At 72.7% G+C, this 22,825-nt stretch carries 23 protein-coding genes; 9 read left to right on the forward strand and 14 right to left on the reverse strand.

What is annotated here, in order from left to right; genetic code table 11:
- Positions 1–30 precede the first annotated feature (30 nt).
- The 3 genes from BMY04_RS02385 to BMY04_RS02395 are packed head-to-tail and all read left to right on the forward strand — an operon-like array spanning position 31 to position 4,294.
- A complete protein-coding gene (locus tag BMY04_RS02385) occupies positions 31–909 on the forward strand; it encodes a hypothetical protein (RefSeq protein ID WP_139209714.1) in 879 nt (292 codons plus the stop codon).
- The gene (locus BMY04_RS02390; protein ID WP_091177499.1) at positions 906–3,536 is read left to right on the forward strand and encodes a DUF4062 domain-containing protein; all 2,631 of its coding nucleotides are present in this window, start codon (positions 906–908) and stop codon (positions 3,534–3,536) included. The genes BMY04_RS02385 and BMY04_RS02390 overlap by 4 nt, the downstream gene beginning before the upstream one ends.
- Positions 3,533–4,294, forward strand: coding sequence for a DUF5995 family protein (locus tag BMY04_RS02395; RefSeq protein WP_091177500.1), 762 nt, complete (start codon positions 3,533–3,535; stop codon positions 4,292–4,294). The genes BMY04_RS02390 and BMY04_RS02395 overlap by 4 nt, the downstream gene beginning before the upstream one ends.
- Positions 4,295–4,328: 34 nt before the next feature.
- Here the strand turns inward: BMY04_RS02395 and BMY04_RS02400 are convergent, their stop codons facing one another.
- The 4 genes from BMY04_RS02400 to BMY04_RS02415 are packed head-to-tail and all read right to left on the reverse strand — an operon-like array spanning position 4,329 to position 8,958.
- The gene (locus tag BMY04_RS02400; RefSeq protein WP_091177501.1) at positions 4,329–5,693 is read right to left on the reverse strand and encodes a glycoside hydrolase family 32 protein; all 1,365 of its coding nucleotides are present in this window, start codon (positions 5,691–5,693) and stop codon (positions 4,329–4,331) included.
- Positions 5,690–6,613, reverse strand: coding sequence for a carbohydrate ABC transporter permease (locus tag BMY04_RS02405; RefSeq protein ID WP_232506049.1), 924 nt, complete (start codon positions 6,611–6,613; stop codon positions 5,690–5,692). Before BMY04_RS02405 ends, BMY04_RS02400 begins: the two co-directional genes overlap by 4 nt.
- On the reverse strand, positions 6,610–7,554 hold the full coding sequence (locus BMY04_RS02410) for a carbohydrate ABC transporter permease (RefSeq protein ID WP_232506050.1): 945 nt from the start codon (positions 7,552–7,554) through the stop codon (positions 6,610–6,612). The genes BMY04_RS02405 and BMY04_RS02410 overlap by 4 nt, the downstream gene beginning before the upstream one ends.
- Positions 7,555–8,958, reverse strand: a complete 1,404-nt coding sequence (locus BMY04_RS02415) for an ABC transporter substrate-binding protein (RefSeq protein WP_091177502.1) — start codon at positions 8,956–8,958, stop codon at positions 7,555–7,557.
- Between the two features lie 167 nt (positions 8,959–9,125).
- Between BMY04_RS02415 and BMY04_RS02420 the strand changes: the two genes are divergently transcribed.
- Both BMY04_RS02420 and BMY04_RS02425 read left to right on the forward strand, forming a co-directional pair.
- Positions 9,126–10,205, forward strand: coding sequence for a LacI family DNA-binding transcriptional regulator (locus BMY04_RS02420; protein WP_091177503.1), 1,080 nt, complete (start codon positions 9,126–9,128; stop codon positions 10,203–10,205).
- Positions 10,202–11,683, forward strand: a complete 1,482-nt coding sequence (locus tag BMY04_RS02425) for a glycoside hydrolase family 32 protein (RefSeq protein WP_091177504.1) — start codon at positions 10,202–10,204, stop codon at positions 11,681–11,683. The genes BMY04_RS02420 and BMY04_RS02425 overlap by 4 nt, the downstream gene beginning before the upstream one ends.
- Positions 11,684–11,693: 10 nt before the next feature.
- Here BMY04_RS02425 and BMY04_RS02430 read toward each other — a convergent pair whose 3' ends face one another.
- The 6 genes from BMY04_RS02430 to BMY04_RS02455 all read right to left on the reverse strand — a co-directional run bounded on the left by BMY04_RS02430 (position 11,694) and on the right by BMY04_RS02455 (position 16,376).
- Positions 11,694–12,461 (reverse strand): SDR family oxidoreductase, encoded by a 768-nt coding sequence (locus BMY04_RS02430; protein WP_091177505.1) that lies wholly within the window; start codon positions 12,459–12,461, stop codon positions 11,694–11,696.
- A gap of 247 nt (positions 12,462–12,708) precedes the next feature.
- Positions 12,709–13,362 carry a hypothetical protein gene (locus tag BMY04_RS02435; protein ID WP_091177506.1) on the reverse strand — a complete coding sequence of 218 codons (654 nt, stop codon included), beginning with the start codon at positions 13,360–13,362 and terminating at the stop codon, positions 12,709–12,711.
- A 374-nt stretch (positions 13,363–13,736) separates the two neighbouring features.
- Positions 13,737–14,807, reverse strand: coding sequence for a Gfo/Idh/MocA family protein (locus tag BMY04_RS02440; RefSeq protein ID WP_139209715.1), 1,071 nt, complete (start codon positions 14,805–14,807; stop codon positions 13,737–13,739).
- Between the two features lie 2 nt (positions 14,808–14,809).
- Entirely contained in the window at positions 14,810–14,992 is a 183-nt protein-coding gene (locus BMY04_RS02445) for a hypothetical protein (RefSeq protein WP_091177508.1), read from the reverse strand.
- A 35-nt stretch (positions 14,993–15,027) separates the two neighbouring features.
- Positions 15,028–15,480, reverse strand: a complete 453-nt coding sequence (locus BMY04_RS02450; RefSeq protein WP_091177509.1) for a DUF6196 family protein — start codon at positions 15,478–15,480, stop codon at positions 15,028–15,030.
- Between the two features lie 8 nt (positions 15,481–15,488).
- Positions 15,489–16,376 (reverse strand): aldo/keto reductase, encoded by an 888-nt coding sequence (locus BMY04_RS02455; protein ID WP_091177510.1) that lies wholly within the window; start codon positions 16,374–16,376, stop codon positions 15,489–15,491.
- A 110-nt stretch (positions 16,377–16,486) separates the two neighbouring features.
- Between BMY04_RS02455 and BMY04_RS02460 the strand changes: the two genes are divergently transcribed.
- Genes BMY04_RS02460 through BMY04_RS02470 form a run of 3 tightly spaced genes read left to right on the forward strand, consistent with a single transcriptional unit; the run spans position 16,487 to position 17,909 of the window.
- Positions 16,487–17,077, forward strand: coding sequence for a TetR/AcrR family transcriptional regulator (locus tag BMY04_RS02460; RefSeq protein ID WP_091177511.1), 591 nt, complete (start codon positions 16,487–16,489; stop codon positions 17,075–17,077).
- Positions 17,074–17,472: a cupin domain-containing protein gene (locus tag BMY04_RS02465; RefSeq protein ID WP_091177512.1), complete on the forward strand. Its 399-nt coding sequence runs from the start codon at positions 17,074–17,076 to the stop codon at positions 17,470–17,472. The genes BMY04_RS02460 and BMY04_RS02465 overlap by 4 nt, the downstream gene beginning before the upstream one ends.
- Positions 17,472–17,909 carry a DUF4259 domain-containing protein gene (locus tag BMY04_RS02470; protein WP_091177513.1) on the forward strand — a complete coding sequence of 146 codons (438 nt, stop codon included), beginning with the start codon at positions 17,472–17,474 and terminating at the stop codon, positions 17,907–17,909. Before BMY04_RS02465 ends, BMY04_RS02470 begins: the two co-directional genes overlap by 1 nt.
- Positions 17,910–18,007: 98 nt before the next feature.
- On the opposite strand, the gene BMY04_RS02475 is transcribed toward BMY04_RS02470, so the two are convergent.
- Positions 18,008–18,910: an aldo/keto reductase gene (locus tag BMY04_RS02475; protein ID WP_091177514.1), complete on the reverse strand. Its 903-nt coding sequence runs from the start codon at positions 18,908–18,910 to the stop codon at positions 18,008–18,010.
- Between the two features lie 156 nt (positions 18,911–19,066).
- On the opposite strand from BMY04_RS02475, the gene BMY04_RS02480 reads away from it, so the two are divergent.
- A complete protein-coding gene (locus tag BMY04_RS02480; protein WP_198409892.1) occupies positions 19,067–19,579 on the forward strand; it encodes a TetR/AcrR family transcriptional regulator in 513 nt (170 codons plus the stop codon).
- A gap of 194 nt (positions 19,580–19,773) precedes the next feature.
- Here BMY04_RS02480 and BMY04_RS02485 read toward each other — a convergent pair whose 3' ends face one another.
- The 3 genes from BMY04_RS02485 to BMY04_RS02495 form a co-directional block, all read right to left on the reverse strand.
- On the reverse strand, positions 19,774–20,814 hold the full coding sequence (locus BMY04_RS02485) for an aldo/keto reductase (protein WP_091177516.1): 1,041 nt from the start codon (positions 20,812–20,814) through the stop codon (positions 19,774–19,776).
- 73 nt (positions 20,815–20,887) lie between these two features.
- A complete protein-coding gene (locus BMY04_RS02490) occupies positions 20,888–21,769 on the reverse strand; it encodes an aldose epimerase family protein (protein ID WP_091177517.1) in 882 nt (293 codons plus the stop codon).
- Positions 21,770–21,773: 4 nt separating this feature from the next.
- Positions 21,774–22,814, reverse strand: a complete 1,041-nt coding sequence (locus tag BMY04_RS02495; protein WP_091177518.1) for an aldo/keto reductase — start codon at positions 22,812–22,814, stop codon at positions 21,774–21,776.
- Positions 22,815–22,825 lie beyond the last annotated feature (11 nt).

The raw sequence follows: 22,825 nt of genomic DNA on the forward strand, positions 1-22,825 counted from the left end.
GTTGCCGGATCCAGCTCCGACGGAGGACCAGTGACGACTGTGCGCGAGCACGCCGTCGACCGAGACGAGACGCGCCAGGGGCTCCAGGCCCCGACCCGCGTCCTGCTGGTCGCGTTCGTCGTGCTGACCCTGGTCGCGACGAACCAGCTCTTCGTGCTGGCCCGCCGCACCGCCACCCTGTTCTCCTGGACGGTCCAGCCGCCGCTGTCGGCCGCGTTCCTGGGCGCCAGCTACGCGGCCGGGTGCGTGCTGTCGGTGCTCGCGCTGCGGTCCCGCTCCTGGCGCACCGCCCGCGTCCCCCTCGTCACCGTCCTCGTGTTCGCCGTGCTGACGCTGCTCGCGACGCTGCTGCACCTCGACCGCTTCCACTTCGCCGCACCCGGCCTCGTGGCCCGGGCCGCCGCGTGGATCTGGCTGACCGTCTACCTGGTCGTGCCGGTGGCGCTGCTCGTCGTCGTGCTGCGGCAGGCACGCGCCTCCCGCAGCGCCCGTGCCGACCGGGCCCCGGGTCGGCCGCTCCCCCGCTGGCTGGTCGGCCTGCTGGTCCTCCAGGGCGCGGTCCTCGGCGTCGTCGGCGTCGCCCTGCTGGTCGTCCCGGGCGTCGCCGCGCGGTGGTGGCCCTGGACCCTGACGCCGCTCACCGCCCGGATGATCGCCGCGTGGCTGGTCGCGCTGGCGGTGGCCGCGCTGCTGTCGCTGCGGGCCGACGTCGCCGGGGTCACCGTCCCGGCCGTCGCGTACGTGGCCTTCGCCCTGCTCCAGCTGCTCGCGCTCGTCCTCTACGGCGAGGTCTTCGCCTGGGGCTCGGCCGCGTCCGTCGTCTACCTCGGCGCGCTCGTCGTGTCGCTCGCCACCGGGGTGGCCGGGCTCGCGCTCGCCCGCCGCTCGACCACCAGGAGGACCCGATGACCACCGCGTCGCCGGACACCGTCGCCCCCATCAGCACCCCCGACCGGCGCCTGCGGGTGTTCGTCTCCTCCACGCTGCAGGAGCTGGCCGACGAGCGCCGCGCCATCCAGGCCGTCGTCACGCAGCTGCGCCTGACCCCGGTCATGTTCGAGCTGGGGGCGCGGCCGCACCCGCCGCGCGACCTCTACCGCGCGTACCTGGCGCAGAGCGACGTCTTCGTCGGCGTGTACGCCGGCAGCTACGGCTGGGTGGCGCCCGACGAGGAGGTGTCGGGCCTCGAGGACGAGTACAACCTGTCCGGCGACCTGCCCAAGCTGATCTACGTCAAGGCCGGCGTCGAGCAGCAGCCGCGCCTCAAGGAGCTGCTGAACCGCATCCGCGAGGACGACCAGGCCGCGTACAAGCGCTTCCGCACGGCCGACGAGCTGGCCGAGCTGCTCGCCGACGACCTCGCCGTGCTCCTCACGGAACGGTTCGCGGCCAGCCGGCCGACCCCGTCCGCGGTCGGCGCCGAACCGTTGCGTCCCGGCCGCGTCCCGGTCCCCCCGACGCCGCTCGTCGGCCGCGACGCCGAGGTCCAGCAGGTCCTCGGCCTGCTCGGCGACCCCGGGGTCCGGCTCGTCTCCCTGATCGGGCCGGGCGGCATCGGCAAGACCCGCCTCGCCCTGCAGACCGCGCTGCTGGCCCCGAGCATCCACGAGGACGCCGTCTGGTTCGTCGACCTCGCGACCGTGCGGGACGCCGTCGGGGTGGTCGACGCGGTGGCGGCCGCGTTCGGCGTGCGCCGCGAGGGCACCCGCGCCCTCCTCGACGTGCTGGTCGACCGCGTCGGCGACCGCGAGGTGCTGCTCGTCCTCGACAACTTCGAGCAGGTCGTCGACGCCGCCCCGCAGCTCGCGCAGCTGCTCGACGCCTGCCCCGGCCTGTCGATCCTCGTCACCAGCCGCACGGTGCTGGGGCTGCGCGGGGAGCACGTCCTCAACGTCGCGCCGCTCGACGTGCCGACGGGTCACGGGCAGACGATGGAGGCGGTCGCAGGCTCCGCGGCCGTCGAGCTGCTCGTGGCGCGCGCCCGTCAGGTCCGTCCCGGCTTCCGTCTCACCCCGGCGAACGCCGCCGCCGTGGCCGACCTCTGCCGCCTGCTCGACGGCATCCCGCTCGCGCTCGAGCTGGCCGCCGCGCAGCTGCGGGTCCTCTCGCCGGCCTCGCTGCTCGCGCGGCTGCGGCAGCGCCTGGACCGCTCGCTCGACCTCAGCGTCGGGACCGTGGACACCCCCTCGCGCCAGCGCACGCTGCGGGCGACCCTGGAGTGGAGCCACAGCCTCCTCAGCGACGCGCAGCGGACCCTGCTCGCCCGGCTGTCGGTGTTCACGGGCCGCTGGACGCTCGAGGCGGCCGAGGCCGTCGGCGCGGCGGACGGGGACCTCGAGGTCGAGGAGACGCTGTCGGCCCTGGTCGCGGAGAGCCTCGTGGTGCTGGACGACAGCGACCCCGAGCAGCTGCTGTTCCGGATGCTGTCGCCGGTGCGCAGCTTCGCCGCCGAACGCCTCGCGGAGGGCGACGAGCGCGACGCCACGTACGCCCGTCTGACCCACCACCTGGTGGCCTTCGCGCAGGAGACCGGGCCCGCGCTGCTCGGCCCGGACAACCGGGTCGCGGCCGACCTCGTCGACACCCAGCTGGAGGACCTGCTCGCCGCGGCCGACCGGGCCGTGGCGGGCGACGACGCGGAGACGGTGATCAGCCTCTCGGCGCCGCTCTTCCCCTACTGGTGGGGCCGCGGTCTGCTGCTGCAGATGAGCGAGCTCGCGGAGACCGCCGCCGCGCTGCCGTCCGCGCGGGTGATGGGCACGATCCCGCGGGCCTCGCTGCTGTGGGCGCGGGGGATGTTCCGGATCAGCCAGGGGCAGCTGGACGCGGCCGAGCCGCTGCTCGAGGAGCTGCTGGCCTGCCTCGAGGGACCCGGGGTCGAGCGGCTCCGGGCCTTCGCCCTCGCCGGGCTCGCGCTGGCCCGCGCCACCTCGACGCCACAGGAGCGCGGGGCGCTGATCGGGGAGGCCGTGGCCGCGTTCCGCCGGCTCCGCGACGGGTGGGGCCTGACCTTCGCCCTCTCGGTGCAGGGCCAGCTCGCGCTCGCCGGCGGCGAGCCCGACGCGGCCGTCGCCATCCACACGGAGGCGCTCGGCGTGGCGCGGCGCATCGCGTCGGACTACCTGGAGGTCCAGCTGCTTGACCTGCTCGGCGTGGACGCCCTCGTGGCGGGCGACGTCGACGGAGCCCGCGCCCGCCTCGTGCCGGCGGCCGAGGCGCACCAGCGCCTGGCCGACTCGGAGGGTTCCGCGAACTGCCTCGACGGCTTCGCCGCGGTGGCCCTCCTGCAGGGTCGCCCGTCGGTCGCCGCCGAGCTGATGGGGGTGGCCGAGCGCACCCGCGAGCTCGTGGGGGTGACCGTGTGGCCGGCGCTGCGCCCGGCAGCCGCCCAGCTGGACGCGGCGGTCCGCGCCTCGCTCGGTGACGCCGAGCGGGAGGACGCGCTGGCCCGCGGCCGCGCGATGCCGATGCTGCAGGGCCTGGCGTACGCGGTCGAGGCCACCGCGCCCGCCGTGAGCCCGGTCGCGCCGGCGTGAGCGGTCCCGCGGCGTCCCGCGCGGAGGGCCCGGTCGACCCCGACGTCGCGGAGGTCGTCGACGCGCTCCGGCAGCGGGTCGAGGCGCTGCCCGCACGGTCGGCGTACCGGCGCACGTTCCTCGAGGTCTACCTCCGCACCACCGAGGCCGTGGGCCGCGCGGTCGCGGCGGGCGGGTTCGAGGACCCGGACTGGGTGCGGCGCTGGGACGTGACGTTCGCGGGGCTCTTCCTCGCCGCCCACGACGCCGACGAGTCCGGGACGACGGTTCCGCGGCCGTGGCGGCTCGCCTTCGCCGCCGACCCGGCGCTGCCGCCGCTCGTCCACGTCCTCGTCGAGCTCAACGCCCACGTGAACTGGGACCTGCCGCAGGCCATCCTCGCCGTGATCGACGACGCCGACCTGGCCTCGGAACCGCTCGTCGCCTCACGGGTGCGCGACCACGACCGCATCAACGCGGTCCTCGCCGGACGGACCGTCGCCGAGGGCCGGCTGCTCAACGGCGGACTCGGCGGGACGGTCATGATCCCGGTCAACACCTGGCTCACCCACCGCTTCCTCCCCCGCGCCCGCGAGCAGGCCTGGCACAACGTCCTCGCCCTCGCCGAGGGGCGGCGGCAGGGGCCGGAGGCGTACGCGGCCCGGCTGCGCGACCTCGACACCCTCGCCTCGGCCAAGGTCACCGAGCTCCTCGAACCGCGCTGGGCGCTGCCCCGCGTCACCGTCCGCGGCTTCGGCGTGACGGTTCCGCCGGCCTGAGCCGCCCGCCGCTCGGAGCGGCGGGCGGCTCGGGTCAGGACGCGTCCCCGAGGTCCCAAACCTCGCCGGTGCCGTCGACCTCGACCGTCCACGGGGGCGGGCTGGAGGGGTAGACGCGCGTGGTCAGCACCCGCCCGCCGCTCGTGAACACCTCGATCACCGACCCGTCGACGAACACGCGCGCGGCCGGCCGGCCGGAGCCGGGGTCGAAGGCATCGTCCACCGTCATCGGCGCGCCGCCGGAGGCCAGGCTCGCGCTCGCGCGGGTCCGGTCGAGGACGAGGGTGCCCGCGCCGGCGTCCAGGACGAGCTCGACGACCTCGGCCGGGTCGTCCTGGCCGAACCGCAGCCGCACGGTGGCCGGAGCGTCGTGGACGACGATCTCGGTCTGGGCGCCCACCTGGGCACCGTCGGCCGCCCGGACCGGCCCCCGTCGCAGCCCGTCGACGCTCGGTACGGGCGCCGACCGGACCGTGTCGTCGGGAGCCCACCAGACCTGCCGCGGCAGCGACAGCGCGCCCGCCCAGCCGGCCTGGGCCCACTGCTGCTGGTCGCGGTCCTCCCGCACCCAGCCGAAGAGCAGCGGCCCGTGCTCGCTCTCCCGCAGCGCGGACGAGGCGTAGAAGCTGGACCCGTGGTCGACGAGCGCGGGACGCCCCGGGTCGTCGGTCGCCAGGGCGAGCACCTCCATCGGTCCCCCGTGCGGGGTCCAGGTCGACACGACCACGACGGTGCGCCCGTCGAGCTCCAGGACCTGCGGGCACTCCCAGGCGGACCCCAGGTCGAGGCCGTCGTGCTGGTGGCGCGTCATCGACGCGAGGTCGTCGACCCGCCTCCACGTGCGCAGGTCGTCGGAGGCGTACTGCCGTACCGCCGGCACGTCGTCGGGGTAGCCGCACCCCACGGCCATCCGCCACCCGTCCCCGGCCCGCCACACGAACGGGTCGCGGAAGACGGTGACGCCCTCCTCGGGTGCGGGATCGGCGACCACGACCTCGGGCGGCCCGAAGGTGCGCCCGCCGTCGTCCGAGACGGCCGACAGGACCGACTGGTACGGCAGCTCGTGGATCCGGCCCGAGTAGAAGGCCCGGATCCGTCCCTCGTCGACGACGGTGTTGCCCGACCAGCACCCGTCACGGTCGAGGCCGTCGGGAAGGGGGGCCATCGCCGGCCGGTGCAGCTGCCAGTGGACGAAGTCGGGGCTCGTCGCGTGACCCCACTCGACCGGGACCGTCAGGTCGGCGACTGGCCGGGACTGGAAGTAGAGGTGCACGACCCCGTCGAGGACGACCGGACCGTTCGGGTCGTTGAGGAACCCCCGCGGCGGACGCACGTGGTAGCGCGGCTGGTGGTACGCCGCGGCGACCTGCACCCGCTGCAGGCGGTCGAGCTCGCTCACCGCGACGACCCCGCCGTGACGCCGGCGATGAAGTAGCGCTGGGCGACGACGAAGAGCACCACGCTCGGCAGCATGGCGAGCACGACGCCGGCCAGGACCACCGAGATCGAGCCGGTCCCCAGGTTGCCCTGCAGCCCCACGAGCCCGAGCGGCAGCGTGAAGTTGTCCTGCGTCTGCAAGAAGATCAGCGGGCGGTAGAACTCCGCCCAGAAGCCGGAGAAGTTCAAGATCGCGAGCGTGGCGATCGCCGGCCCGGCCATCCGCGCATACACCCGCGAGAAGACCTGGAAGTGGCCGGCGCCGTCGATCCGCGCCGCCTCGCCGAGCTCCCGGGGCATCTGCATGAAGTACTGGCGCATCAGGAAGGTGCCGAAGGCGTTGCCGAGCGCCGACACCACCAACGACATCGTGGTGTCCGCCAGCCCGAGGTAGCGCACGATCACGAACACCGGGATGATGATCGTCTGCAGCGGGACCATCAGCGTGGCGAGGAACGCCGCGAAGATCGCCGAGCGGCCCGGGAAGTCGACCATCGCGAAGGCGTAGCCGGACAACGTGCAGGTGACCGTCTGGCCGAGCACGATGAGGCCGGTGACGACGACGCTGTTGACGAAGAACCGCTCGATCGGGATCTTGTCGAACACCGCCGCGTAGTTGGAGAAGTCGGGGTGCAGCGGGAGCCACTGCGGCGGGTTGGTGAAGGCCTCCGCCGGCGTGCGCATCGAGGTCGTCAGCGTCCACAGCAGCGGCCCGAGGGCCGTCATCGCGGCGATGATCAGGATCAGGAGCCCGACGACCCGGCCGACCTGGGCGAGCGTGGAACGCTGCGCCCGGGGGACGACGGGGACGCGGTGCTCCTGGAGGGTCGGTGGCGGCGTCTCGACGACGACCGCACCGCCCGTGGGGACGAGGCTGCTCACTGGTAGAACACCAACTTCCTGGCCGCGAGGAACTGCAGCCCGGTGATCGCGAGGATCAGCAGGAGCAGGATGATGGCGATCGCCGATCCGTACCCGAACTGCAGGTTCTGGAAGCCCTGCTGGTACATCGAGATCGTGACCGTGGTGGTGGAGGTGCCGGGCCCGCCCTTGGTCATGATGTAGGGCTGGTCGAACAGCTGCATCGCGTTGATCAGCGCGACGACCGCGGCGAAGAGGATGGTCGGGCTGATCAGCGGCACCTTGATGCCGACGAACGTCCGCCACCCGCCGGCCCCGTCGATCTGCGACGCCTCGAGGACGTCGGTGGGGACCGCCATCAGGGCCGCGACGAACAGCACGAAGGTGAAGCCGGTCTGCTGCCAGACCGTGATCAGCACGATCGTCGTGGCCGCTCCGAAGCCCGAGGTCAGCCAGGGGACGTTCGAGATGCCGACCAGCCCGAGGTAGTAGTTGACGACGCCGAACTTGTAGTCGAACAGGTAGCCCATGAAGATCGACACCGAGGCCGACGAGGCGAGCAGCGGCAGGTAGAACGCGGTGCGGAAGAAGGTCCGCAGCCAGACCTGGGCCCGGGCGTTGACCAGCACCGCGAGCCCGAGCCCGACGCTCAGCTGCAGCACCACGATCGCGATCGCCATGCCGATCGTGACGCCGAACGACCGGAGCACCGGCCCGTCGTCGAGGAGCCGCCGGTAGTTCTCCATCCCGATGAACTCCGGCGGGGAGATGACGTCCCAGGAGAAGAACGACAGCACGAGCGACGCGACGATCGGGATCGCGGTGAAGACGGTCACGAACAGGACCGCCAGGCCGATCATGGCGAAGCCGAACCGGCCCTCCCCCTGCTTGATCGGGTTGCTGCGCCGCGGGCGTTCCGGCGTCCGGGCTCCGGCCGCGACCGGCGCCGTGACGGTCGCCATCTACTTCCCCGCCGCCGCGGCGGCCTTCTCCAGGTCGGCCTGCAGTCCGTCGAGCGCGGCCTTGGCGTCGCCCGAGGAGACCGCCTGCGTCGTGCGCTGGTTGAGCGCCGTCGCCATGGCGTTGTAGTACGGCGGCGCCGGGATGGGCGCGGTCTCGGGGTGCTCGGTCAGGGTGTCGTAGAAGACCTTCCAGTTCTTGGGACCGGTGGTGGCGTAGCGCTCGGCCGTCATCAGCGACTTGCGACCGGGCGTGGTGACGTTGCCGGGGAAGACGAGGTCGAAGCTCGACGGCTTGACCAGCAGCTTGAGGACCTCCCAGGAGAGGTCCTTCTGCTTGGAGGACTTGAAGATCGCGTAGCCGCCGGCGCCGAACAGGTGCCGCTGGCTCTTCCACTTCGGGAACATGGTGACGTCGAAGGAGCCCTTCTTCATGCCGGCGTTGATCAAGCCGCCCGCCCAGAAGCCGCCACCGATCGACATGCCGATGTTGCCGGTGGCGAAGCGGCCCTGGAGGGTGCCGCCACCGCCGACGTCGGGCGAGGAGGACAGGCCACGCTTGGTGAGCTGGATCAGGTAGTCCAACGCCTCGACCGTGCCGGCCGAGTTCGCCGTCGGCGCCCCCCACTGGTAGCCGCCCTTGCGGCCCTGCGCGGCCGCGTTGCCGGCGTAGGCCTCGGAGTTCCACAACCAGTCGCCGCCGTCGAACTTGCCCTCCTCGAGCAGGTTGGCGTCGTTGGCGTACATGAACGAGGTCCAGCTGCCCCACAGCCGGACCACCCAGCCGTACGCGTCCACGCCCTTCGTGCCGGCGATCTTGGTCGCGGCCTTCTCGAAGTCGTCGATCGTCCAGTCCTGCGGCGGCGCGTCGAGACCGGCGGCCTGGAAGAGGTTGGTGTCGTAGAACATGTTCCCGGCGTTGAAGCTGTCCGGCAGCTCCCAGAGGTGCCCCTGGTACATCATCGACTCGATCAGCGCCGGGTGGACGTCGGCGAAGTACTCCTTCAGGTTCGCCATGTCCTTGGTGACGTAGTCGTCGAGCGGGATCGCCAGCTCCTTCTGGGCCATCAGCTGCAGGCCCTCGGTGGCGACGCTGATGATGTCCGGCGGGGTGCCCGCGGCGATCTGGGTCAGCACCTTGGCGAGGAAGTCGTTCCAGTCGGTGCCGTTGATGGCTGCGATCTCGAAGGTCACCCCGGGGTCGAGCTTGGTGATCTCCGGCTGCAGCCGGTTCTGCAGCTCGGTGGCCTGCGACTGCTCGCCGAAGTAGAGCATCTTCAGGGTCTTCGACCCCGAACCACTGCCGCTGCCGCTCCCGCAGGCCGCGCTCGTCCCCAGCGCAGCCAGGCTCAGGCCCGCGGCGCCCCCCTTCAGCAGGGTCCGGCGGCTGAATGGAGTCCCCGTCATCGTGCTCCTCCTCGAGCTCCTGGGGTGCACCTCCGGGGTGCACTCAATACGTATTGACCGGGACGCTAGCATCACCGTCGGAAGACGCGCAATACGTATTGGCAAAGTGTCGTACGCTGCGGTTCCGATGCCTGGGGCAGACGTCGGACGAGGCTCGAGGGGGAGCGATGGCAGGAAGACCAGCGAAGCCGCGGCGCGTCACGATGACCGACGTGGCCCGGCGGGCGGGGGTGTCGCAGCCGACGGTCTCGTTCGTGCTGAACGACCGGCGCGACGTCGCCGTCGCCGAGGACACGCGTCGGCGCGTGCTCCTCGCCGCGGCGGAGCTCGACTTCGTCCCGAACCGCGCCGCCCAGCTGCTGCGCTCCAGCCGGTCCTACACGGTCGGCATCATCACGAACGGGATCGTCTCGCAGCCGTACGCCGGGCGGGTGGTGCTCGGCATCCAGCAGGTCGTCCAGCCGGCCGACTATGTGTGCATCGTCGTCGACACCACCGACGACCCAGAACGCGGCGACAAGGCCGTCGCCAACCTGCTCGGCTCCGGGGTCGACAGCATCGTCTACGCCTCGCCGGCCCCGATCCCCATGCACCGCAGCCGCCGGCTGGACACGACACGCACGCTGTTCGTGAACTGCTGGCCCGACGACGACCACGTGAGCACGGTGATCCTGGCCGACGAGTACCACGGCGGCCTGGCGGCGGCGAGCGCCGCGTTCGACCTCGGGCACCGCGACGTCGCCTTCCTCGGCGGGCACGACGGCGAGTACGCGTGCGTCGAGCGCCTCCGGGGTTTCGCCGACGCCGCTCGGGTGGCCGGGGTCGACCCCGCCGGACTGGTGCAGCGGTTCGGCGACTACTCGATCGGTGCCGGCTACGACCTGACGGTGGCGACCATGGCCGAGCGGTCGCCGACGGCGGTCGTCTGCGGCAACGACCGCATGGCGATCGGGTGCCTGCTCGCTCTGCACAGCCTCGGCCTCGACTGCCCCGGCGACGTCAGCGTCGTCGGGTTCGACAACCAGCCCGACGTCGCCGACCAGGTGCGCCCCGGCCTCACGACGGTGGAGCTCCCGCACCTGCTGATGGGGCGGCGGGCCGGAGAGCTGGTGCTCCAGGACCCGGTCGCGCCGGTCGAACGGATGGTCGTGGACTGCACGCTGATCCGTCGGGAGTCGCTCGGGCCCCCGCCCGTACGTGGCGCCCGGCGCCCGGCACGACGCGCGAGCCGGAGGTCGCCGGCATGAGCCCGCTGCCCACGACGAGGAGCACCTCGCGGCCGGTCCACTTCCTGCCGCAGCGAGGGTGGGTCGGCGACGTCATCCCCTTCGCCCACGCGGGCCGGATCTGGTTGTTCTACCTGCTCGAGATCCGTGACGACCCCGCGTCGGGCACGGGCTGGGCGCTGACCAGCACCACCGACTTCGTCGAGTACACCGACCACGGTGTCGTGCTGCCGTCGGGCGGGGCGGACGCCGACGACTTCGACTGCTACACCGGCAGCGTCGTCGAGGACCGCGGAACGTTCCACCTCTTCTACACGGGCCACAACCCTCGCCGGCGCGCCGCCGACGGCGTCACCGAACTGCAGGTCGTCATGCACGCCAGCAGCACCGACGGGCTCGAGGTGTGGCGGCGGCACCCGGAGCACACGTTCGGGGCGACCCCGGGCTACGAGCCCGGCGACTGGCGCGACCCGTTCGTCTTCCGGCCCGCGCCCGACCAGCCGTGGCGGATGCTTCTCGCTGCCCGGCACCGCGAGGGTCCCCCGCGCCGCCGTGGGCTGGTCGCCCAGCTCGTCTCGGACGACCTCGAGCGGTGGACCGTCGCCGCGCCGTTCTGGGACCCGCGCCGCTACGTCGCGCACGAGTGCCCGGACGTGTTCGAGCTGGGCGGGTGGTGGTACCTCGTCTTCTCCGAGTTCTCGGAGAGCTTCTGCACGCGGTACCGCATGGCCCGCAGCCCCGACGGCCCGTGGCTGCCACCCGAGCACGACACGGTTGACGGCCGGGCCTTCTACGCCGCGAAGTCGGTCGAGCGCGAGGGGCGCCGCTACCTCGTGGGGTGGATCGCCACGCGTGAGGGCGACGTCGACGACGGTCCGTGGCAGTGGGCGGGGAGCATGTCGGTCCTCGAGGTGGTGCAGCAGCGGGACGGCACCCTGGCCTTCGCGCTGCCCGCCGAGCTCGTCGCGTCCTTCACGCGACCGACGGACCTCGGCGGCCCCGGGGCGCTCGGCTCGTCGTCGGCGCCCGAGCGGCTGGCCACCCCGGACGGCTACCGCGCGGTGGTGAGCCGAACGGACCTGCCGGAGCCCTGCTACGTCCGGGTGGGCCTGGACGTCGAGGCCGGCACCCGCGAGTGCGGGGTCCTGCTGCGCAGCTCCGTCGACGGCGACACCTCCTTCGTGGTCCGGCTCGAGCCGCACCGCGGCCGGATGACGTTCGACCGGTGGCCGCGGCGGACCACGGGCCCCGGCCAGTGGGAGGTCTCCGGGGACCAGCCGCAGGTGGTCGAGCTGGAGCGCCCCTGCTCGATCGAACCCGGCCCGCACGTCCTCGAGCTCCTGGTCGACCGCACCACCTGCGTCGCGGTCCTCGACGGCAGGACCGCCCTGAGCACCAGGATCTACGACCACCGCTTCGGGCGCCTCGGCGTCTTCGTGGGCGAGGGAGCGGTCACCTTCTCCGAGGTGGCCGTGCGTACGCGACCGACCGGAGGGTGAGGCCGGCGGGTCACCAGCAGGTGAACCCGCCGTCGACGAGCAGGTCGACCCCGGTGCAGAAGCTGGCGGCGTCGCTCAGCAGGAACACCGCCGGTCCGACGAGCTCGTCGACCTGCGCCATCCGCCCGAGCGGGGTGTCGGCCTCGAACCGCGTGACCTGCTCGGCGACCTCGGGGCGCGAGTTCATGGGGGTGGCGGTGTAGCCGGGGCTGAGGGCGTTGACGCGGACGCCGCGGTCGGCCCACTCCATGGCCAGGCTGCGCGAGAGGTGGGCGACCGCGGCCTTGGCCGAGTTGTAGTGCGCCTGCAGCAGCCCCCGGTTGACGATCGTCCCCGACATCGAGGCGATGTTGACGATGGAGCCGCGCCGCCGCGGCAGCATCACGCGCGCCTCGGCCTGGCAGGACAGGAACACGCCGGTGTAGTCGACGTCGACCACGCGCTGCCACTGCTCCAGCGCCATCTCCTCGGCCGGGGCGGCGTCGGCGACGCCGGCGCTGTTCACGGCCAGGGTGAGGGGGCCGAGGTCGGCCTCCGTCGCGCGTACCGCGTCGGCGAGGCTGCCCGGGTCGGTGACGTCCGCGCCCAGGGCGAGCGCCCCGCGTCCCTGCTCCTGGATCTCGGCGACGACGGCGTCCAGGGCGGCGCCGGGCCGGTCCAGGCAGGCGACGTCGGCGCCAGATCCCGCCAGACCGAGCGCGATGCCCCGGCCGATGCCGCTCGCGGCCCCCGTGACCAGGGCGACCCGGTCGTCGAGGCGGAAGTTCGGGACGGTCATGGCGGACGCCTCCTCACGGTGCGCGTGTCGCACGTGGCCGCATGGTTCCACGGACGGGTCGGCCCGGGACGAGCCGGTCGGGACGAGCGGGCGTGCCTCGGACCCGCTGTCCCCCGAGGAGCAGCGGGTCCGGGGTGGTGCCCGGTCGGCGCGTCCCCCGACGCGCACGCTCGACCGGTCCTCTCGGCTGGCCGGTGCCTGGCGGCGGGCCGTCCCCCGAGGAGCGGCGCCGTCAGGCGGGTCCGGCTCAGCTGTTCTGGGCCTCCCAGGTGAAGCCGATCGCGGCGGTGCCGCCCTGGGTCGTGTTCGGCGCGTCGGTCTTCACCGTGTAGGTGAGCTGGTAGGTCCGCGCCTCCGCCGGTGCGCCGGCCGCGACGCCCGCGGTGGCCCAGCTGCCCACCCCGCTGCCGTACCCGGTGGCGGTGGCGCCGAAGTTCGCGAGGGTGCCGGTGTAGACGCTCGACCCCGACGGGAGGGCGGTGAAGTTCGCGCAGCCACCCGCGGTGGAGCCGCCGGTGCCCTGGGTGACGGTGAGGTCGATGTTGTCGGCCAGCGCCTTCGTCGACGCCGCAGCCGTGCCGTAGAGCTTGACGTTGGCGGGCAGGGTGCCGGTGGAGGAGACGACGATGCAGCGGCTGCCGGTGGAGCCGGGCTTCAGGTTCGCGGCGGTGAAGGCGGCGGTGTTCGCGTCGTCGTCGGTCAGGGCGACGGTGCCGGTGGCCCAGTTGCTCGTCGGGTTGACCGTGGTCGCCGAGTAGGCCGAGTACGACGACTGGGCCACGACGAGGCCGGACACGGCCAGCGCGGTCGGCACCGCGACCAGGGACACGATCGTGGCGACCTTGCGCGACGGGCGGCGGCCGGCGGTACGAACGGCGGTGGCGGTGGCGACGGCGGTCATTTCGGGGGCTCCTTGAGGTGGTGGTCGTGCTCGAGTGAGGTGTCCTGCGAGCCAGCCCCCGCTTGCTCCCCGAACCCTGGTGGCCCGGTGAGAAGAACTCTGCCGAGACCACCTCAAGGCCAGCGCGTACGAGTGACAACGGTGTCCAAGGACAACCGCAAGATTGAACCATCAACTTTCGACGGCTCAAGGGAACCTCAGGACGAGCGCGGCAGCCCCCTGCCGACGCTCTTGAGGGTGGCGCCCAGGCCTGCACCGAGTCGTCCCCGACAGGCTCGAGCGCCTTGCCCCGACGCCGCGACCCTCCGCGGAGCGTTCAGCACAGCACGGCCCGCCCGGGCCCGGCACGCCGACCCTCGCGGTGCGGCGGCTAGCTAGCCCTCGACCAGCCCGAGGCCCAGCGAGGCGAGCGAGGCGGCCAGGTCGGCGGCGTCGCCGAAGCTCGGCGCCGTGCGCGTGCCGGCCTCGATGTCGTCGCGGAGCGCGGCGTACGTGTGCGCGACGTTGACCACCGACGCCGGCAGGGCGTCCAGCGCGCTCGGCGGCAGGTCGACGGGCGCCCCGTCCAGCAGCAGGCGCAGCGTGCCGGCCTGGAAGCCGCGCGGTGCCCCGCCCAGCAGCGCGGCGCTCGCGCGCTCGCCGACGACCTCCAGCCGGAACGGTGCGTCGTCGGGCGCCCGGCCTCCCTGCACCTCGAGGTCCAGGGTTCCCCCGCCGGCCAGCCGGCCGTGCACGAGGACGTGGTCGGGGAGGTGCCGGACGACCGGTTCCCGGCCCTCGACCTCGACGACCGGGTGCTGCACGTCGAGCAGCGCGTGGGCGTCGCCGAGCGCGCCGAAGACGTGGGTCACCAGGTCGAGCGTGTGCGCCGTCTGGATGGTGCCCAGGCTGGTCCAGGTGGCCGGCTCCTCCAGGGGCACGTACGCGGGGACGATCGACGACCCGAAGCCGGCCGTCGTCGACAGGACCCTGACCGAGAGGGTGCGCCCGAGCGCGCCGTCGGCGACCAGGTCGGCGAGGCGTACGGCCGCGGGGCTGCGGCGGGCCTGCAGGTTCACCGCGTGGGGCACCGCGGCCCGCGCCTCGATGGCGGCGATCTCGGCCATCGCCTCCCCGCCGGCGGCGACCGGCCACTCGGTGAGCACCGGCTTGCCCCGGTCGAGCGCGGCGAGGACCAGCTCACGGTGGGTCGGCACCGGGGAGACCACCGCGACCACGTCGATGGCGGGGTCGTCGATCATCGCGAGCGGGTCGCCGTACGAGCGGGCGACGCCGAACCGTGCGGCCGCCTCCGCCGCGGTCTCGGGCCGCGTGGTGGCGACGCCGGCGAGGACCAGGCCGTCGACGGCCTGCACGGCGGGCGCGTGGCCCTCGGCGGCCCAGCCGTTGCCGCGGACGTTCAGCCCGACCATGCCCACGGCGAGCGGGGTTCGCGTCGACGGCACGGTCACTGGATCCCGGTGGTGCCGCTGCGGTTGAAGTCGCCCGGCCTGCCGAAGCGTCGGAAGAGCCACACCAGCACGAGGACGAGGCCGACGACGCCGGTCACGACGGCCGCGGTGACGTGGCCGAGGAGGAGGTTGACGAGGGCGGCGAGGACCAGCACCACGCCGATGACGAGCAGGACCATGAGCTTCTCCTTGTTCCGTGGCGCAGGACTTCTCGTCAGGCCTGCACCGCTGTCGAGGGTTCGACGAGCGCTCGGACGATCGCGACGACCTCGTCGAGCAGCTCGACCGGGCATCCCCAGTAGTCGTAGATGCCGCCGCGGCCGCGGTTGCTTCCGCACACGACGAAGACGCCCGTCCCGAGGCGCGCCTTGAGCTCGCCGGCCAGCCAGCCGACGAAGCCGCTGTTGTCGAGGCCGGGCGGGAAGTGGAACGACACCAGGCCGAAGCGTTCCCGGTCCTCGGGCCCGCCGTCGTCCGGACGCAGGGCGCTCCAGGTCTCGTCGTCGCGGACCACGGCCAGGGTCTCGGCCCCGAGGGACGGAGGCTGGTCGAGCGGCGACTCCACGAAGGACCAGACGCCGCCGAGCACGTCCAGCTCGGCCTGGGCGAGGACGCCGCGCAGGCGTTCGTGCGTCTCCTCGGCCGTCTCCCGGCTGATGCTGACCACGGCGGGCCTCAGGCCTCGGGGATCGGTCGGTCGTAGAAGTCGCCGCGCGCCTCGTCGGGGTCCGGGCCGGTTCGCCGGTCGGCGTCGAGGGCGTCGATCCGGGCCATCTCGTCGTCGTCGAGGGTGAAGTCGAAGACGTCGAGGTTCTCCGCGATGCGTCCCGGGTTCGTCGACTTGGGGATGACCGAGCGGCCCTGCTGGAGCCCCCAGCGCAGCATCACCTGGGCTGGCGACTTCGCGTGCTGCTCGGCGATCGAGCGGATCGTCGGGTCCTGCATGACGTTCTGGCGGTCCTCGCGCCAGGGCCCGGGGTAGAAGGTGATACCACCGATCGGGGACCACGCCTGGGTGAGGACGCCGAGCGCCGCGTCCTTGGCCTGCACGCCGGGCTGCTGGAAGTAGGGGTGCAGCTCGACCTGGTTCACGGCCGGGACGACGTCGACCTCGGCGAGCAGCCGGTCGAGGTGGTGGGGCATGAAGTTGCTGACCCCGATGGCCCGGACGAGCCCGTCCGCGAGCAGCCGCTCGAGAGCGCGGTAGGCGCCGACCGTCCGCGCGAACTGGCTCGGCCGCGGCTGGTGGAGGAGCAGCAGGTCGAGCCGGTCCAGGTCGAGCTTGCGGGCCGACTTCTCGAACGCGTGCAGCGTCTCGTCGAAGCCGTAGTCGCTGGGGAACACCTTGGTCTCGACGAAGACCTCGTCGCGCGCCAGACCCGCGCGCTTCAGGCCCTCCCCCACCTCCTTCTCGTTGAAGTACGCCGCGGCCGTGTCGACGTGGCGGTAGCCCAGGTCCAGCGCGGTCGCCACAGCGGCGGCCGTCTCCTCGGGCTGGCTCTGGTAGACGCCCAGCCCGAGCGCCGGCATCACGACGCCGTTGTTCAGCGAGATCAGTTCCATACCTCGCACTGTACCTACGAGTAGGTACATTGAGAAGTGAGACCATCCCCGCGCCCGTCCAGGCACCGGAGGACGCTTGACGGGCAGGACCGGACGCGAAGGAGGCGACGATGGCGCAGGAGCGGGCGCGCACGGGCTCGCGTGAGCGCCTCGTGGAGGCGACGCGGGAGCTCCTGTGGCAGCACGGCTACTCGGGGACCACACCCGCGGCGATCCGGGCACGCTCGGACGTCGGCCAGGGCAGCATGTACCACCACTTCCCGACCAAGGTCGACCTCGCGGCCGAGGCCCTGCGGGTGAGCAGCGCGGAGGCCGAGCGGTCCATCGACGCCTACCTGGACGAGGCGCCCTCCCCCGGCGCGGCCGTGGCGCGCTACCTCAGCAAGCCGAGGGACGGCGAGAAGGGCTGCCGCTTCGGACGCCTGACGCTCGACGACGCCGTGCTCGAGGACGAACGTCTGCGGAGGCCGGTGTCGGAGACGCTCACCTGGTACCGGCAGCGCATGGAAGCGCTCCTGCGGGAGGGGCAGGCGAGCGGCGAGCTGCGTCCGGACTTCTCGGCCGAGGCCGTCGGGGCGACGGTCATCGCGATGCTGCAGGGAGCCCACGTCCTGGCTCGCGCCGACCGCAGCCAGGCCTCGTACGAGCGGGTGATCGAGGGCGCCCTGACCCTGCTCGAGGGTCTGGAGAGCCGGAGATGACGGCAGATCCCACCCCGGACGCCCTCGGGGTGGAGACCGAGGTCCGCAACGTCCGGCGCGCGCTCGAGCGCATCGGCGAGCACTGGCAGCCGCACCGGCTCACGAGCGTCAACGACTACGACGTCAAGGTCGTCAAGATCAAGGGCGAGTTCGTGTGGCACACGCACCCCGACACCGACGAGCTCTTCCTGGTCCTGCGCGGCCGGCTGACGATCCGGCTGCGGGACCGCGACGTGGTGCTCGAGGAGCAGGACGTCTTCGTCGTCCCCCGCGGGGTCGAGCACTGCCCCGAGGCCGAGGACGAGGTGCACGCGCTGCTCATCGAGCCGCGCGGCACGCTCAACACCGGCGACGCCGGCGGGCCGATGACCTCGGTCCTGCGCGAGCTCGCCTGATGGGCGCGTGGGGCAACGGACCCTTCGACAACGACGACGCCCTCGACCTGCTCGGTGAGCTCGGGGACAGCGACCGTCCGCTGGCTGACGAGCTGAGGAACGTCCTCGACCCGACCGGCGGCCGACGGCCCCGCTTCTGGGCACGGCTGCTGAGGCGCCCGTCCGAGCAGGACAGCAGCGACGAGATGAACGACTTCACCGTCGTCGCCGCGGCCGCGGTCGTCGCCGCCGGGCTCGGGCTCGACACCGGGGAGGACCAGGTCCGCGAGCTGCTGGCGAACAAGCCCCTCCGGGTGGGCGCCGAGCCCCGGTCCAGCGCCAGGGCGGCCCTCGCCCGGGCCACCGGCCCGGAGAGCGAGTGGTTCGAGCTGTGGCAGGAGTCGGGTGAGCTCGACCGGACGCAGGCCGAGGTCGACCGGGTCCGCCGGCTGCTCTGAGGGATCCGGGCGAGAGCGGCGCACACACGGAGGCGCCGACCGCGGGTGCCGCAGCCGGGCGCACGGCGCCACCACACGCCGAGAGCCGCTCGTCCGGATCAGCCTGGCTGGTGCTCCTGGTCGGCGAACCGCGCGCCCCAGACCGCGTCGAGCTCGGCCGACGTCGCGGCGTCGAGCTCGATGCTCCCGACCTCCAGGTTCTCCTCGAGGTGCTCCACGCTCGCCGTGCCGGGGATGAGGAGGGTGTTCGGCGCGTGCCCGAGCAACCAGGCGAGCCCGACCTGCGCCGGGGTCACGCCGAGGCGCGAGGCGGCGGCGACCACCTCGGGCTGCTCGGCGACCTTCGGCATTCCCGGGAAACCGGATCCGAGCGGGAAGTACGGCACCCACGCGACCCCCGCCGCCACGCAGAGGTCGAGCATGGTCTCGAACTGCCGGGCGACGAGTCCGTACGCGTTCTGGACGCAGACGATCCCTGCGGGCAGTGCGCGCCGGAGCACCGCTTCGGTGACCGCGCTGATCCCGATCGCGCCGATGAGCCCCTGGTCGCGCAGGGCCGTCATCTCCGCGAGCTGGTCGTCGAGGTCGACGACCTGGTCCCCGGACGCGACGAGACCGGGTCCGGTGTCGGCGCGCCGCAGGTTCACGACGTCGATCCGGTCACGGCCGAGCGAGCGGAGGTTGTCCTCGACCGCGACGCGCAGCTCGTGGGGCTTCTGCGCGAGCCGGAGCGGCCGGTCGCCCCCGGTGGTCCGCACCGCGCCGACCTTGGTGACCACGACCACGCGGTCGTCGCCGTCGAGCGCGTCACGGAGGATCTCGTTGGCGACCGAGTCGCCGTAGAAGTCCGCCGTGTCGAAGTGGTCGACCCCGAGCTCGACCGCGCGACGGACCAGCTTCTCCCCCGCGCCGCGGTCGTCCGCGTAGTGCTCGAGGGCCATCGCGCCGTACCCGACCCGGGAGACGGTGCGACCGGCGAGGTCGTAGGTGGTGTTCGCCATGCGTGTCCGTTCGTATGATCGACGAGTGCGGAGGACCCTCCGCTTCAGCCACTATACGGAGGAACCTCCGCTTTGTCGTCCACGCCCGGTGCTCCTCGACCCGCGCGGGAGGCCCGTGCCCCTCGTGCGGATGCGCTGCGGAACCGCGCCGCGCTCGTGGAGGCAGCCCGCGCAGCGTTCGTCGACGTCGGCGAGGACGCCTCGCTCGAGGGCATCGCCCGGACGGCCGGGGTCGGGATCGGCACGCTCTACCGGAACTTCCCGCGCCGCGAGGACCTGATCGCCGCGGTCTACGCCGGTGAGCTCGAAGGGGTCGCCCAGGCAGCCGACGCGCTCCTCGCCGGCGACGCCACCGCCGCCGAGGCGTTCCGCGGCTGGACCGACCGCTACGCCGACTTCGTCGCCACCAAGCGCGGGATGGCGGAGACGCTCCGGCCCGGCGTCCTGGCGGGAGCCGCCGCCGAGGGCGGGACGCGCGGTCGGGTGAGGAGCGTCGTACGCCGCTTCCTCGACGCCGGGCAGGCCGACGGGTCCCTGCGCCCCGACCTCGACGCCGACGACGTGACCACGGCCCTGGTGGGGGTGTTCCTCGCGACGCGCGACGCCACCGATCCCGATCAGCTCCGACGCCTGCTCGACCTCGTCGTCACCGGGCTCCGCGCGCGCTGAAGATTCCTGAGACACGAGCCGACCCTCCGCGGAGATCGGGCCGGACCCCACCCGCACGCAGCATCAGCGACGCGACCGCAACCACCGCGACGTCCTCCGACACCAGAGCACGACCACCACTCCGAGGAGGGTCGAGCAGGAAGCCGATTCGACGCGACCGTCGGATCACGGTCGCCAGCAGCGCTCGAGGGCCGCTACACCCAGGACTGCGGGCGGACAGGATCTGGCAGCTTGGCGTAGAAGTGGCTCGCGGCGGGCGGGAAGATCCGGTCGACCTCCGCCAGCTCGGCCGAGCCGAGCTTGATCTCGACACCGACCAGCAGCTCCTCGAGGTCCTGCACCGTCGCCGGCCCGATGATGGGCGCGGTCACGGCCGGGTTCGCGAGCTGCCAGGCGAGGGTGACGGCCGGCACCTTGTGCCCGAGGTCGTGGCAGAACTTCGCGTACTCGAGCAGCTGCGGGCGGTACCTCTCGACGAGCTCTTCGGCCTCCTCGTCGAAGGTTCGATCTGTGGGATCCAGCAGGTCGACGGCGAAGACGCCCCGTCGCAGCGGGCTGAACAGCAGGACACCGATCCCCTGGTCCGTCGCGCAGGGGAAGGCCTCGATCTCCGCCTCGCGCGAGACCGGGTCGTAGCGGTGCTGCGTGCTCACGAGACCCATGAAGTTCCGGCGCCGCGCCGCCTCCTGCCCCTTCATCATCTCCCAGGCGTAGAACTGGCTGCTGCCGACGTAGTCGACCTTGCCTGCGCGAACGAGGTCCTCGAAGGCCTCCCAGACCTGGTCCCACTGCGCGAAGTGGTCGACGTAGTGCATCTGGATCAGCTCGATGTGGTCGGTGCCGAGCCGCTTCAGGGAGTCCTCGACGTGGCGCCGGATCTTCCACAGGGACAGGCCGTCCCGGGTGTTCGGTCCGTCGAGGTCGTTGTCGAGCATGGTCCGGCCGACCTTCGTGCCGAGGAAGACCTTCTCGCGCCGTCCGCCTCCCTGCGCGAACCAGCGCCCGATGATGTTCTCGGTCTCGCCGGTGGTGCCGGTTCCGTCGTTGCCGTAGACGTTCGCGGTGTCGAAGAAGTTGATGCCGGCATCGACGGCGGCGTCCATGATCCGGAAGGCCTCGGCCTCGCTGGTCGAGCCGAACGCCCCGGCGAACCTGTCCCCGGGCCCGAAGTTGGCGGTGCCCAGGCACAGCTGGCTGAGCAGGACGTTCGAGCTTCCCAGGGGGCTGTACTTCATGGTGTCCTCCGCGATCTGTCGGGTGAGAGCGCTGTGGTGCGCGTCAGGTTCTCGGTGGTGGTGCGGTCGTGCATCAGCGGTGGAGGGTGATCTCGAACCGGTGGGTGCGCGCGTCGCCGGGCGCGACGACGTTCGTGCCCGGCCGCTCCGCCCAGACGTGGTCGACGTCCGACACCGGGTGGCTGGTGATGGCGCCGTAGAAGGGCTCCAGGCAGACGAACGGCTCGCCCGGCCTGGTCCAGACCTGGAGGTACGGCGCCGAGCCGAGATCCATCTCCACGCTGCGCACGCTGCCCCTGCCTCGAAGGCGGACCCGCTGGCCCGGCGGTGACGTCAGGCAGAAGGCGCCGTCGGCGAAGAGCGGGTGGGCAAGGGCGAGCCGTCGGCCGTCCTCGGAGAAGGCGGCGACGAGCGCGTCGGGCGGCCCGAAGGTCCGGGCGATGCTGTCCGGTCCCGCAGGGGCGTCGAGCTCCAGCCAGTGGTCGCCGAGCGCGGGCCCCTCGTCGTCGACCGGGCAGGAGAAGAAGGGGTGCGCCCCGACCGAGTAGAGCAGGTCGTCGGTACCGGGGTTCGCCACCTCGTACTCCGTCACGAGGGTCGAGCCCTCGATCGAGTAGCGCACGCGGAACCGGAACGCGAAGGGGTAGCCCTGCCGGGTCTCCTCGGTGTCCGTGAGCTCCAGGACCGCGTGGGACTCGTCGAGGTCGACGACGTCGAAGTCCGACGCCTGGGCGAACCCGTGCTGACCCATCGCGAACTCGGCGCCCCCGTGGAGGTAGCGACCTCCGGGGACGTTGCCGAGCAGCGGGAAGCACACGACCGCGTGCGACGTCTCGGGCGAGCGCCACCGCCCGAAGTAGTCGACGTCCTCGTCCCGGAAGCCCAGCGTGAGCTGCTCGGCGCCGACCGTGTCGAACGTGAAGGCGAGCGACGGGCTCGTGAGCGTGTGTCGCACGACCTCACACCCAAGACTGCGGGCGGGGGTGCGAGGGCGCCTCGCCGTAGAACTCGCTGGTGGGCGCGGGGAAGATCCGGTTCAGCTCGGCCAGCTCGGCGTCGCTGAGGACGATGTCCACGCTCACCAGGAGCTCCTCGAGGTCCTGGACCGTGGCCGGGCCGATGACGGGTGCGGTGACGGCGGGATGGGCCAGCTCCCAGGCGAGCGTGACCGCCGCGACCTTGTGCCCGAGGTCGTGGCAGAACTTCGCGTACTCCGTGAGCTGGGGGCGGTACCGCTCGACCAGGTCGGACGCGGTCTTGTCGAGCGGGCGGTCGTCGGGCTCGAGCAGGTCGAGGGCGAGGAGCCCGCGCCGCAGCGGGCTGTAGAGCAGGACGCCGATGCCCTGGTCCGTCGCGCACGGGAAGGCCTCGAGCTCGGCCTGGCGCGTCACCAGGTCGTAGCGGTGCTGCGTGCTCACCAGCCCCATGAACTGGCGTCGGCGCGCGGCCTCCTGCGCCTTCATCAGCTCCCACCCGTAGAACCGGCTGGCGCCCACGTAGTCGACCTTGCCGGAGCGGACGAGCCCCTCGAACGCCTCCCAGAGCTGGTCCCACTGACCGTGCTGGTCGACCTGGTGCATCTGGACGAGCTCGACGTGGTCGGTGCCGAGCCGCTGCAGCGAGCCCTCGACGTGGCGCCGGATCTTCCACAGCGAGAGGCTGTCGCGGGTGTTCGGCCCGTCGTGGTCGTTGTCGAACATCGTGCGCCCGACCTTCGTCGCGAGGAACACGCGCTCGCGCCGGCCGCCGCCCTGCGCGAGCCACCGTCCGACGATGCGTTCGGTCGAGCCGCTGGAGCCGTGGGGGTAGTTCCCGTACGCGTTCGCGGTGTCGAAGAAGGTGATCCCCGCGTCCAGGGCGGCGTCCATGATCCGGAACGCCTCGGCCTCGTCGGTGGAACCGAAAGCCCCGACGAAGTCCGCGCCGACCCCGAAGTTCCCGGTCCCCAGGCAGAGCTTGCTGACGAGCACGTTCGTGCTGCCGAGCGGGCCGTACTTCATGCGTTCTCCTC

Source organism: Microlunatus flavus (assembly GCF_900110855.1).
Taxonomy (GTDB): Bacteria; Actinomycetota; Actinomycetes; order Propionibacteriales; family Propionibacteriaceae; genus Microlunatus; species Microlunatus flavus.